This is a genomic window from Jatrophihabitans sp. (assembly GCF_051960575.1).
GTDB lineage: Bacteria > Actinomycetota > Actinomycetes > Mycobacteriales > Jatrophihabitantaceae > JBQCEE01.
Genome location: NZ_JBQCEE010000361.1, coordinates 1 through 12,180 on the forward strand (window position 1 = coordinate 1; position 12,180 = coordinate 12,180).

Annotated in this window: 11 protein-coding genes; 9 read left to right on the top strand and 2 right to left on the bottom strand. The window is 73.8% G+C overall.

Annotation, left to right across the window (positions count from 1 at the left end; genetic code table 11):
* Together ACTHMS_RS19950 and topA are read left to right on the top strand one after the other, a co-directional pair.
* The coding region (locus ACTHMS_RS19950) for a hypothetical protein (protein WP_440308411.1) at positions 1-608 on the top strand (608 nt) is incomplete at its 5' end.
* A gap of 144 nt (positions 609-752) precedes the next feature.
* Entirely contained in the window at positions 753-3,470 is a 2,718-nt protein-coding gene (gene topA, locus ACTHMS_RS19955) for a type I DNA topoisomerase (RefSeq protein WP_440308412.1), read from the top strand.
* 114 nt (positions 3,471-3,584) lie between these two features.
* Here the strand turns inward: topA and ACTHMS_RS19960 are convergent, their stop codons facing one another.
* A complete protein-coding gene (locus tag ACTHMS_RS19960; protein WP_440308413.1) occupies positions 3,585-4,358 on the bottom strand; it encodes a trans-aconitate 2-methyltransferase in 774 nt (257 codons plus the stop codon).
* Positions 4,359-4,437: 79 nt separating this feature from the next.
* Here ACTHMS_RS19960 and ACTHMS_RS19965 point away from each other — a divergent pair, with 79 nt between their 5' ends.
* The 7 genes from ACTHMS_RS19965 to ACTHMS_RS19995 all read left to right on the top strand — a co-directional run bounded on the left by ACTHMS_RS19965 (position 4,438) and on the right by ACTHMS_RS19995 (position 11,813).
* Positions 4,438-5,832, top strand: a complete 1,395-nt coding sequence (locus tag ACTHMS_RS19965; RefSeq protein ID WP_440308414.1) for a metallophosphoesterase family protein — start codon at positions 4,438-4,440, stop codon at positions 5,830-5,832.
* On the top strand, positions 5,829-7,805 hold the full coding sequence (locus tag ACTHMS_RS19970) for a bifunctional MFS transporter/dTMP kinase (RefSeq protein WP_440308415.1): 1,977 nt from the start codon (positions 5,829-5,831) through the stop codon (positions 7,803-7,805). Before ACTHMS_RS19965 ends, ACTHMS_RS19970 begins: the two co-directional genes overlap by 4 nt.
* Before the next feature lie 9 nt (positions 7,806-7,814).
* Positions 7,815-8,597, top strand: a complete 783-nt coding sequence (locus ACTHMS_RS19975) for a class I SAM-dependent methyltransferase (protein ID WP_440308416.1) — start codon at positions 7,815-7,817, stop codon at positions 8,595-8,597.
* A complete protein-coding gene (gene tmk / locus ACTHMS_RS19980; protein WP_440308417.1) occupies positions 8,594-9,202 on the top strand; it encodes a dTMP kinase in 609 nt (202 codons plus the stop codon). Before ACTHMS_RS19975 ends, tmk begins: the two co-directional genes overlap by 4 nt.
* A gap of 62 nt (positions 9,203-9,264) precedes the next feature.
* Positions 9,265-9,771, top strand: coding sequence for a MarR family winged helix-turn-helix transcriptional regulator (locus ACTHMS_RS19985; RefSeq protein WP_440308418.1), 507 nt, complete (start codon positions 9,265-9,267; stop codon positions 9,769-9,771).
* Complete coding sequence (locus tag ACTHMS_RS19990) at positions 9,768-10,949, top strand: DNA polymerase III subunit delta' (RefSeq protein ID WP_440308419.1); 1,182 nt, start codon at positions 9,768-9,770, stop codon at positions 10,947-10,949. Before ACTHMS_RS19985 ends, ACTHMS_RS19990 begins: the two co-directional genes overlap by 4 nt.
* Positions 10,950-11,000: 51 nt before the next feature.
* Positions 11,001-11,813, top strand: a complete 813-nt coding sequence (locus ACTHMS_RS19995) for a PSP1 domain-containing protein (RefSeq protein WP_440308421.1) — start codon at positions 11,001-11,003, stop codon at positions 11,811-11,813.
* A 161-nt stretch (positions 11,814-11,974) separates the two neighbouring features.
* On the opposite strand, the gene ACTHMS_RS20000 is transcribed toward ACTHMS_RS19995, so the two are convergent.
* A partial coding sequence (locus ACTHMS_RS20000; RefSeq protein ID WP_440308420.1) for an HNH endonuclease occupies positions 11,975-12,180 on the bottom strand: 206 nt, incomplete at its 5' end.

Sequence of the window (12,180 nt, forward strand, 5' to 3'; positions counted from 1 at the left end):
CGCCGTCCGGAGAGGAGGCCGGCATGCAGTTCTCGTTGTTCGGCGCCGCCGCGGCGACGCCCGCCCTCGCCGACCTCGACGGCGTCCTGCTCGCGGGCGGGCACTGGGTGCGCGGTGTCGCGGCCGACGGCCGGCCGGCCGCGCGGCTGTCGATCGTCGTCGGCGAGCCGTGGCGGGCCGCCGCGCTGGTCGACGCGTTCACCGCCCTCGGGCTCGGTGACGGGGACGCGGGGATCGCCGACACGGCCGTCGGCGTCGCCGCGCGCACCGCCTTCGCCGAGCGGCTGCTGCCCCCGTCCCAGCGATGGACGCGGGGCGCCAACGAGGTCCCTCCCGCCGACCTCGTCCTCACCGCCAACGGGCTGCGGCTGTGGGCGATCGCGGCCGGGCGCCGCGACGAGACCGGCTACCTGCTGGGAACACCGGAGGCCGACGATCCCTTGCACCGGACGGCGGGCGCGCAGCTCGCCCGCCTGGGCGTCGCGGCGGTGTCCATCGCGGCGCGCGGCGGGCCGGGCTGGCGGGTGACGTCGGTGCGGCGGCTGCGGCGGCTGGTCGAACTGCTCGGTCCGGCGCCGGCCGGTGGCGAGGCGCAGTGGCCGGTGTGACCGGCGCGGCGGGCAGCGCGGGCCGCGCGCGGCGCGTCTGCTGACAGGGCGACGATCGGCGCAGCGCCCGGGTGGACACCGTGCGGTACCGTCCGCGGCGGGTGCCCACCTCGTGGATCAACGTGGGCCGAGTTGGGAGAACGTGTGGCGAGCAAGCAGGCGACCGGCACCAAGCTGGTGATCGTCGAGTCGCCGGCCAAGGCGAAGACGATCGGCGGATACCTCGGTCAGGGATTCGTCGTCGAGGCCTCGATCGGGCACATCCGTGACCTGCCGCGCCGTGCCGCCGACGTGCCCGAGCGGTTCAAGGGGCAGCCGTGGGCGAGCCTTGGCGTGAACACCGAGGAGGACTTCGAGCCGATCTACGTCGTCAGCCCCGACCGCAAGCAGCAGGTCACCAAGCTCAAGTCGCTGGTGAAGCAGGCCGACGAGATCTACCTCGCCACCGATGAGGACCGCGAGGGCGAGGCCATCGCGTGGCACCTGGTCGACGAGCTGAAGCCCAAGGTGCCGGTGCGGCGCATGGTCTTCCACGAGATCACCCCGCAGGCGATCGCCGCGGCCGTCGCGAACCCGCGCGAGATCGACGAGCAGCTCGTCGACGCGCAGGAGACCCGACGCATCCTCGACCGGCTCTACGGCTACGAGGTCAGCCCGGTGCTGTGGAAGAAGGTGCAGAAGGGGCTCTCGGCCGGTCGCGTGCAGTCGGTCGCGACGCGCATGGTCGTGCAGCGCGAGCGCGAGCGGATGGCCTTTCACCGCGCCGAGTACTGGGACGTGACGGGCGTCTTCGCACCGTCGTCGCCGAAGCAGGGTGACGCTGGGCTCTCGAACGGCGGGACCTTCACGGCCACGCTGTACTCGCTGGACGACACCCGCCTGGCCACCGGCCGCGACTTCGACGCCGCGACCGGCCGTGCCCCGGCGAGCGTCCTGCACCTGGACGAAGCGGGTGCGCGCGGGCTCGCCGCGCGGCTCGAGGGCCGTGACTTCACGGTGGCCGGCGTCGAGGAGAAGCCCTACCGGCGGCGTCCCTACCCGCCGTTCATGACCTCGACCCTGCAGCAGGAGGCGGGACGCAAGTTCCGCTGGTCGTCCCAGCAGGTGATGCGCACGGCGCAGCGGCTGTACGAGAACGGCTACATCACCTACATGCGTACCGACAGCACGAACCTGTCGGAGACCGCGTTGACCGCTGCGCGGTCGCAGGCGCGTGACCTCTACGGCGACGCGTACGTGCCGGCCGAGCCGCGGCTGTACAACCGCAAGGTCAAGAACGCGCAGGAGGCGCACGAGGCGATCCGCCCCGCGGGTGACCACTTCCGCACCCCGGGCGAGGTCGCGCGCGAGCTGTCCGGCGACGAGTTCCGCCTGTACGAGTTGATCTGGCAGCGCACGCTGGCCTCGCAGATGTCCGACGCGGTCGGCACGACGGTGTCGGTGCGCCTCACCGGCACGAGTGTCGCCGGCGAGACCGCGGTGTTCACCACCAGCGGCCGCACGATCACCTTCCCCGGCTTCCTGCGCGCGTACGTCGAGGACACCGACGACACCGCGCAGAAGGACGACGAGGAGAAGCGGCTGCCGCAGCTGGCGCGCGGCGACGGCCTCGACGCGCGCGGCTTCGAGGGCAACGGCCACACCACGAGCCCGCCCGCCCGCTACACCGAACCGTCGCTGGTGAAGGCGATGGAGGAGCTCGGGGTGGGTCGTCCGTCGACGTACGCGTCGATCATGCAGACGATCCAGGACCGCGGCTACGTCTGGAAGAAGGGCCCCGCGCTCATCCCGACGTGGACGGCGTTCGCGGTCATCGGCCTGCTCGAGAGCTACTTCAGCCGGCTGGTCGACTTCGGGTTCACCGCGTCGGTCGAGAACGACCTGGACGACATCGCCAACGGCGAGCGGTCGCGCGTCGATTGGCTGCGGGGGTTCTACTTCGGGTCGGCGCACCCGGCCGCCGAGGACGCGCAGCGCATCTCGGCGCAGGGCGGGCTGAAGAAGCTCATCGCCAGCCGGCTCGAGGAGATCGACGCGCGCGGCGTGAACTCGATCCCGATCGCCGACGGCGTGGTCGTGCGCGTCGGGCGGTACGGCCCGTACATCCAGCGCGGCGACGACGAGGGCGGCCAGCGCGCGTCGGTGCCCGACGACCTGCCGCCGGACGAGCTCACGCCCGAGAAGGTCGAGGAGCTGCTGTCGGCGCCGTCCGGTGACCGCGAGCTCGGCGAGACCGCCGACGGGCGCGTCATCACGGCGAAGGCCGGCCGCTACGGCCCCTACGTCACCGACGGCGAGAAGTCGGCGTCGCTGTTCAAGACGATGTCCCTCGACACCGTGACGCTCGACGAGGCCGAGCAGCTGCTGACGCTGCCGCGCGTCGTCGGCGTGCTCGACGGCGAGGAGGTCACCGCGCAGAACGGCCGCTACGGCCCGTACCTGAAGAAGGGCACCGACTCGCGCTCGCTCGAGAGCGAGGCGCAGCTGTTCACGGTGACGGTCGAGCAGGCCGCTGCGCTCTACGCGCAGCCGAAGCTGCGCGGTCGGCAGGCCGCCGCGGCCCCGCCGCTGCGCGAGCTCGGGGTCGACGCAGTCTCGGGCAAGCCGATGGTGATCAAGGACGGCCGGTTCGGCCCGTACGTCACCGACGGCGAGACGAACGCCTCGCTGCGCAAGGGCGATTCGATCGACGAGCTGACCGACGCCCGCGCGTCCGAGCTGCTCGCCGACCGCCGTGCCCGCGGTCCGGTGAAGAAGGTCGCCCGCAAGGCCCCGGCGAAGAAGGCGGCCGCGAAGAAGGCCCCGGCCAAGAAGGCCGCGGCGAAGAAGACCCCGGCGAAGGCGGCCAAGTCGGCCGAGTGACGCACCTCAAGATCGGGTGACGGACCTCAAGATCGGGAGACGGCAAATTGGCCGTCACGCGATCATGGGATCCGTCACCCGCGGGCGGGATCCGTCATCGTCCGCGTGAGTGCGTCACCCAGCGGGGCGGTGGGCCACCACCAAGATCCGGCGGAACGGGAACAGCGTGCCGGCGGGCGTCGGGGGATAGGCCGTGCGCAACCGGGCGGCGTACTCGCGCTCGAAGGCCGGCGCGTCGTCGCCCAACGCCGCCAGCACCGGACGCAGCCCCGTGCCGCGCACCCATTCGAGCACCGGGTCGCTGCCGCTGAGCACGTGCACGTACGTCGTCTCCCATGCGTCCACGACCAGTCCGGACGCGAGCAGTTCGGCGGCGTAGTCGACCGGCTCGGCCACGGCGTCGTCGTGGCGCAGCACCCCGTCAAGACGCTCGGCCCACGGCGGCTCGGCGGCCAGCTCGCGCATGAGCCGGTGCGACGGCGCGCCGAAGTTGCCCGGCACCTGCACCGCGAGCCACCCGCCCGGGGCGAGGGCCTCCGCCCAGCGCCCGAGCACGACGCGGTGGTCGGGCACCCACTGCAGCACCGCGTTGCTGACGATCACGTCGACATCGGGCGGCGGCGTCCAGCTCGCGGCGTCACCGATCGCGAAGCGCACCCGGCCGGACGCGTGCTCGTCGGCCGCGGCGATCATCTCCGGCGACGAGTCGAAGCCCTCGACGACGGCGTCCGGCCAGCGCTCGGCGAGCAGCGCGGTCAGGGCGCCCGACCCGCAGCCGACGTCGACCACCCGGTGCGGCGCCTCGGCCACGACCCGCGACACCAGCTCGACGAACGGCCGCGACCGCTCGTCGCCGTACCGCCCGTACTGCTCCGGATCCCACCGCACGGCGCCTCCTCGAATTTATCTTGACGTCAAGATATCTTGCTTGCCGAGGACAGGGAAGGCGCCCGGTTACGATCCGAAGGTGCGCCTGCGACGCCTGCTGGGCCGGACGCTCGGCGGAGCGCTCGGGGCCGACCTCGGCCTGCGCCTGACCCCACCGACCCGCGGCCGCGTCGGCCCGCTCGAGGTCGAGGTGGCGCTGCGACCGGCCTCGTCCGGCGTCGAGGTCGACCTGCGCCCGCTGGGCACGGCGCGGCTGGCCACCCACGGCGGGCCGCTCGGTGTCACCCTCCGAGCGCGGGACCTCGACCCGGCCGCCCTCGCACCGCTCGCGGCCGGCGCCGTCGCCCCGCAGCTCGCGGCCTGGGGCCACGACGCGCGTCCGCTCGCCGTCCGCGCCGCGATCACCGCCGCCGCCGGCGCCACGCTGGGCGGCGTCGCCGCGGGTGCGCTGCTCACCCGGCGGCCCCGCGACGCCGTGTCGGCGGGGGGCGTCGCCCTGGCGCTCACGCTCGGCGCCGGCGCCCGCGGCGTACTCACCCGCGACGCGTCCGCGCTGCGCGACCCGCGGCTCACCGGGCTGCTGCAGCAGGCACCGAGGATCCTCGGCGACCTGCGCACGGCGCCGCAGCGGCTCGACCGCTACCGCGACCAGCTCACCGAGCTGCTGCAGACCGCCGCCGGGGTATACGAGCGGGTGGCGGCGCTGCCCGATGCGCCGCCCGAGGACGCGATCAGGCTGGTGCACATCTCCGACATCCATCTCAGCCCGCTCGGCCTGCCACTGGCCCGCGCGGCGGTCGCGCAGTACGGCGCGCACCTCGTCGTCGACACCGGTGACCTCGTCGACTGGGGCACGCCGGCCGAGCGCGCGACGCTGCGTCCGATCGCCGACCTCGGCGTGCCGTACGTCTACGTCAAGGGCAACCACGACTCGACCGGCACCGCCGCCGCGGTCGCCGAGCAGCCGAACGCGGTGGTGCTCGACGGCGCGACGACCCCGGTCGAGGTCGCCGGGTTGCGGTTCGTCGGCCTGCCCGACCCACGGTTCACGCCGGACAAGACCACCGGCCACGACCGCGCGCACGACCTGCCCGCGACGGCCGCCACCGCCTTCGCCGAGCGGTTGCGCGCCGCCGGCACCGCGGCCGACATCGCCCTCGTCCACTCACCGGCCGCCGGACGCAAGCTCGCCGGGCTCGTGCCGCTCGTGCTCAGCGGCGACACGCACGTGCGCGCGGCGCGCGCGCTCGGCGGCACGCTGCTGCTCACGCAGGGCACCACGGGGGGCGCCGGACTGCGTGGCGTGCAGACCGACCCGCCGCCGCCGTTCGCGCTGTCGGTGCTGCACCTCGACCGCCGGACCAAGCGGCTGCACACGGTCGACGAGCTCACCCTCGACGGTCTCGGCGGCACCGGCGCGTCCGTGCGCCGCCGCCGCGTCGGCGACCTCGTCGCGCCGGTGGAAGCACGATGACGACGACGGAGCGGGCGACGAACCCGCGGCGCGAGAACGCGCTACTGGCGCTCTTCCGGCTGCGGGTGTTCCGGCGCATCTGGGCGGCGATCACGTTCTCGTCGCTCGGCGACTGGCTCGGCCTGCTGGCCAACACCGCGCTCGCCCAGCAGCTCACGCATCAACAGTCGTTGCAGGCGCAGGGCGCGGCGATCTCGGGCGTCATCCTCGTCCGGCTCGCGCCCGACATCCTCTTCGGCGCCTTCGCCGCAGCGCTCGCCGACAAGCTCGACCGACGCAAGACGGTGATCATCGGCGACACCCTCGCCGGGCTGCTCTACGCGTCCATCGCGCTGGGCTACAACCTCGTCTGGCTCTACATCGCGCAGTTCGCGATCGAGGCGGTGGGCCTGTTCACCCAACCCGCCAAGCAGGTGGTGTGGGTCGCGATCGTCCCGAAGCAGCACCTCGCCACGGCGAACCAGCTGTCGCTCGTGTCGGTGTACGGGACGGTGCCGGTCGCGTCCGCCGTCTTCGCGCTGCTCTCGGTGATCAATCGGTTGATCACCGGCGACGAGACCTTCACCAAGGGCGACGTCAACGGCGCGATCGTGCTCGCGCTGCTGCTCAACACCATCTCGTTCTTCGTCAGCGCCTCGACCGTCTTCCTGTCACGCCGCGAGATCCCGGCGCGTCCGGGTGCTCGCGAGCGCGAGGCCGGTGTCTTCAGCCTGCTGCGGGAGGGCGTGGCCTTCGTGCGGCAGCAGCCGCTGATCCGCGGCCTCTACGTCGGCATCATCGGCGCGTTCGCCGCGGGCGGTCTCACCGTCGGTGTCGCGCAGCTGTGGGTCGCGACGCTGTCGGCCGGCGCCGCCGGGTACTCGATCATGTTCGGCACCGTCTTCACGGGTCTGGCCGTCGGCATGCTCGTCGGCCCGCGTGCGCTGCCGAGCCTCGCGCGCAGCCGGGTGTTCGGCCTCGCCATCGGCGGCGCCGGCATCACGCTGCTCGGCATGTCGCTGGTGCAGGACTTCGTGCTCGCCGACGTCCTCGCGGCCCTCATCGGCCTGTTTGCCGGCATGGCCTGGATCATCGGCTACACGCTCATCGGCCACGAGGTGGAGGACCGGCTGCGCGGCCGCATCTTCTCGTTCGTGCTGTCGTCGGTGCGGCTGATGCTGCTGGCGACGATCGCGATCGGCCCGAACCTCGCGGGCCTCATCGGCTCGCACACGCTGCGGGTCGGCCGCTACGCCCATCTGCGGTTCAGCGGCCCCGGCCTCACCCTGCTGCTGGGCGGCCTCGTGGCCCTGCTGGTGAGCTGGTACGCCACCTCGCGGGCCACTCCCAACCGCACGCGCCTGCGCGACATCATCCGCCGCCGCGTGGTGCGCGCCGGCGCGGGCGGCCCGAGCGACCACCAGGGCCTGTTCCTCACGGTCGACGGCGTCGACCCGCAGGCCACCGCCGTCATCGCCGAACTGCTCGCCGCCGCGGTGCGCGAACGTCGCCTCACGATGACCGTCACCGGTGAGCCGACCGACTCGCCGACCGGTCGCCGCGTGCGCGAGGTGCTCGAGGGGTCGCAGGTCGAGCCCGAGACGGCGGCCCTGCTGTCGGCGGCGGACCGGAGCGAGCACGTCGCCGCGGTCATCCGGCCGGCGCTCGAGCGCAGCGAGGTCGTGATCTGCGACCGCTTCGTGCTCTCGTCGGTGGCCGTGCACGGCGGCAGCGGGGCAGACATCGACCCCAACCGCGACGTCAACGACTGGAGCACGGGCGGTCTCGTCCCGGATCTCGGTGTGGTCGTCGACGACCCGGCCGCGCCCGGCGAGGCACGCCAGGCGCTGCTCGACGAGGCCGACGCCGACCCCGACCGGTACCTCGTCTGCCCGGCCGGTGCGGAGGCACTGCCCGCCGCGGTGGTGCAACGGCTCGGCCGGCTCGTGCAGGCACGCAGCAGCCTGATCGCCGCCGTCCCGGCCGCACGGTAGCGTCGCGGGGTGCAGTGGCGGCCCGAGGACACCGAACCCGTCGTCTGCTGCGTCTGCGGCCTGCAGGGCACGCCGCGCTGGGAACTCGACCCCTTCGGCATCGTGCAGTGCGAGCGCTGCGGGCTGGTGTTCGTGAGCCCGCGCCTGCGTCCGGACGCGCTGGGCCGCCTCTACGGCGACCCGGCCTACCACGGGGGCATGTACGACGGCTCTCGCGGCGCGATGGCCCTGCAGCGCACCTGGATGGCCGGCCGCCTCGACGTCGCGCGGCGCGCGCTCGGGCGTGACGTCGCCGGTGCGCGCCTGCTCGAGATCGGTGCCGGACGCGGCATGTTCCTCGCCGCCGCGCGCGAGCAGGGCTTCGACGTGATCGGGGTCGAGCTGTCCGAGGACGCCGCCGCGCACGCCCGGTCGACCTACGGCGTCACCGTCCACTCGACCCAGCTCGAGGACGCGCCGCTCGACGGCCGCTTCGACGTCGTCTGCGCCTGGGACACCGTCGAGCACGTGCCCGACCCGGTCGACTTCTGGCGCACCGTCGCGTCCCTGCTCGCACCCGGCGGTGTCGTGCTGTTCTCGACGCCGTACTTCTCGTCGCTGCCGGCGCGGCTGCTGCGCACGCGGTGGTGGACGCTCAAGCCGGCCGAGCACATCTGGCAGTTCACGCCACGCACGCACCGCACGGTCGCGGCGGCGGGCGGGCTGCAGGTGACCCGCGTCGTGCGCAGTCCGCTGCGCCGGGCCAACTTCGCACGGCTCGACTCGCTCGTCGGCGTCGCCCGCGCCGCATGAGCGTCTTCATCGCGTTCGAGGGCGGGGAGGGCGTCGGCAAGACCACGCAGATCGGCCTGCTCGCCGACTGGCTCCGCGGCGCGGGCCGCACCGTGCGGGTGACCTTCGAGCCGGGGGACTCGCCGCTGGGGGCGCACATCCGCCGGCTGCTGCTCGACCCCGACTCGGCCGAGGTCTCGCCGCGCGCCGAGGCGCTGCTCTACGCGGCCGACCGCGCCCACCACGTCGAGACCGTGATCCTGCCGGCGCTCGCCGCCGGCGAGGTGGTCGTCACCGACCGCTACGTCGACTCGACGCTGGCCTACCAGGGCGCCGGACGCGACCTGCCGGGCGCCGAGCGGATCAACGCCTGGGCCACCAACGGCCTGGTGCCGCACCTGACCGTGCTGCTCGACCTCGACCCGGCGGTCGGGCTCGCGCGGGCCCGCCGCCGGGCGGCGCTCGACCGGCTGGAGGGCGCCTCGCTCGACTTCCACCGCGCCGTCCGCGCCGCCTTCCTGCGCCTCGCCGAAGCCGATCCGGCGCGGTATCTCGTGCTGGATGCGGGTGCCCCGCCCGAGGCGCTCGCGCAGCGGATCCAAGAGGTTGTCGGAGGCCTGCTGTAGACCTGCGTCGACCCGTCCGGCGAGCGCCGAGCGGGAATCTCGACATCGAGAGATGTGACAGCATGGTGCTCGTGACGGCGCGGGACGAGGTGGACGGCATCGTCGCCGCCTGGCAGCGCGAGCGTCCCGACCTCGACGTCGCGCCCGTGCAGGTCATGTCTCGGCTCGACCGGCTCGCCGAGGTGTTCGCCGACCGTCGCGTCGCGGTCTTCGCCGAGCACGGTCTGCGCCGGCACGAGTTCGACGTCCTCGCCGCGCTGCGCCGCCAGGGCACCCCGTTCGAGCTCACGGCGGGCGAGCTGACCGCGCAGACGCACGTCACCTCCGGCACGATGACCAGCCGCCTGGACAAGCTCACCGAGCGAGGGCTGGTCACGCGCGCGCCCGATCCGGACGACGGGCGGCTCGTGCGGGTGCGGCTCACCGCCGCGGGCCGGCGGGCCGTCGACGGCGCCTTCGCGGCGCTGCTCGACGCCGAGCGCGAGATGCTCGCCCCGCTCGGCGGTGGGGCGCAGGACGACCTCGCGGCGACGCTGCGTGCCCTGCTGGTGCGGGCGGTCGAGGCATGACCGTCTGGGACGGCATGATCGGCCAGCCCGAGGCTATCGCCACGCTGCAGGCCGCCGCCCGTGCCGCCGCCGGGCAGGACGCAACGCCCGGCGCGATGACGCACGCCTGGCTGTTCACGGGTCCTCCCGGCTCGGGGCGCTCGGTCGCCGCCCGTGCCTTCGCCGCCGCGCTGCAGTGCGAGCGGCTCGACGCGGTCGGCTGCGGCGAGTGCTTCGCGTGCACCGCCGTCGCGCACCGGGCGCACCCCGACGTCCACTCGGTCGTGCCCGAGGGACTGTCCATCTCGGTCGCCGAGATGCGCGCGATCGTCGCCCGCTCGGCCCGCCGGCCGGTCACCGGGCGCTGGCAGATCGTCGTGATCGAGGACGCCGACCGGCTCACCGAGCAGGCGTCGAACGCGCTGCTCAAGGCGGTCGAGGAGCCGCCCGAGCGCACCGTCTTCCTGCTCTGCGCTCCGTCGACGCACCCGGACGACGTGTCGGTGACGATCCGGTCGCGCTGCCGCCTGGTCACGCTGCGCACGCCGCGCGCCGCGGACGTCGCCGCGGTGCTGGTCGGCGAAGGCATCGACGCCGAGACCGCCGAGTGGGCGGCCGCCGCGGGCCAGGGGCATGTCGGCCGGTCGCGGCGGCTGGCACGCGACGCCGCCGCATCCGACCGGCGGGCCGAGGTGCTCACCATCCCGGCGCGGCTCACGACGTTGCAGGCGTGTCTCGACGCGGCCTCGCGCCTGGTCGCCGCCGCCGAGGCCGAGTCGGCCGCGCTGTCGGCCGAGCTGGACGCGGGCGAGACCGAGGCCCTCGCGACGGCACTCGGCGCGGGCGGGACGGGTCGCGGTGTCGCGGCGATGGCGCGCGGCTCGGCCGGTGCACTCAAGGAGCTCGAGAAGCGGCAGAAGTCGCGTGCCACCCGTACCCAGCGCGACTCGCTCGACCGGGCACTCGTCGATCTCGCCGCCTTCTACCGCGACGTGCTGCTCGTGCTCGCCGGTGCCGACGTGCCGGCGGCACACCCCGATCTCGCCGACGACGTCATCGCGGTGTCGCGGCGGCTCGACGCGACGGGCGCGCTGCGGTGCCTCGACGCGGTGCAGGCCTGCCGCGAGGCGCTCGAGCTCAACGTCAAGCCGATCATCGCGCTGGAGGCACTGACCGCAGCGCTGCGGCTGCCCGACTGAGCCGGCCCGGGTGCGCGACTACCGCTGCGCAATAGGCTGGCGGGCGTGCCGATGATGTGCGCGGTCGTCTTCCAGCCTCAGGGGCGGCTGTACTACGCCGACCCCGGTGGGCTGACGCTGCAGGTCGGCGACTCGGTGCTGTACCCGACCTCGGCCGGGCCGGAGGTCGCCCAGGTCGTCTGGGCGCCCGAGTGGGTGAGCGACGAGGTCGCCGGACTGCCCGTGCTCGAAGGCATCGCCGGCCCCGACCAGCTCGCGGACGCGACGACCAACCGGCGCACGCGTGCCGCCGCCCGCGTCGCGGCCCGCCGCCTGATCCGTGAGCACGGGCTGCCGATGAAGGTCAGCGGCATCGACCATGTCGCCGCCACCAACCACACGACCATCTACTTCACCGCGCCGCACCGCGTCGACTTCCGCGCCCTCGTCCGCGACCTGGCGGCCACCCTCAACGGCAAGGTCGAACTGCGCCAGCTCACGCCCCGCGACGAGGCTCGCCTGACCGGCGGCATCGGCTCGTGCGGCCGTGAGCTGTGCTGCTCGACCTTCCTGGTGGACTTCGAGCCGGTGTCGGTGCGCATGGCGAAGGAGCAGGAGCTGCCGCCGAACCCGATGCGGATCTCGGGCGCCTGCGGGCGGCTCATGTGCTGCCTCAAGTACGAGCACCCGCTCTACCAGGAGTTCGCCGAGCAGGCGCCTGCGCTCGGCGAGCACGTCGAGACGCCCGAGGGCGAGGGCACCGTGGTCGGGCACAACGTGCCGGGGGAGAAGGTGGTCGTGCGCCTCGACGCCACCGGCCGGCGCTCGGCGTGCGCCCTGGCCTCGGTCTGCTCGAGTCGCAAGGCATTCGAGTCGCGCGGCTGAGCCCTGCGGCCGCCGGCACGACCTGCCCGGACGGTTGCCGACCCGAACAGGTCACGGCCACACCACCTTTCTCAACGTACGTTGCGACTCAACATTCGTTGCGTCGTGCGATCTTCAGGCCTGCCTGGTCGGCGTGCTGATCACTGGGTGGTGCGCGGAGGTCAGGCCGTCGGGATGAAGGTCGGCTGGTTCCGCATGGGTCTTCGGAGGGGGTCGACGAGGTCGGGTGGGGTGAAGTGCGGGATGCCGTCGATCATGTGGATGCGCCAGCCGTGGTCGAGGTGGCGGCGGTGGTGGTAGGCGCAGAGCAGGACGAGGTTGTCGATGGCGGTCTGGCCGCCGCGGATCCATTCGAGGATGTGGTGGC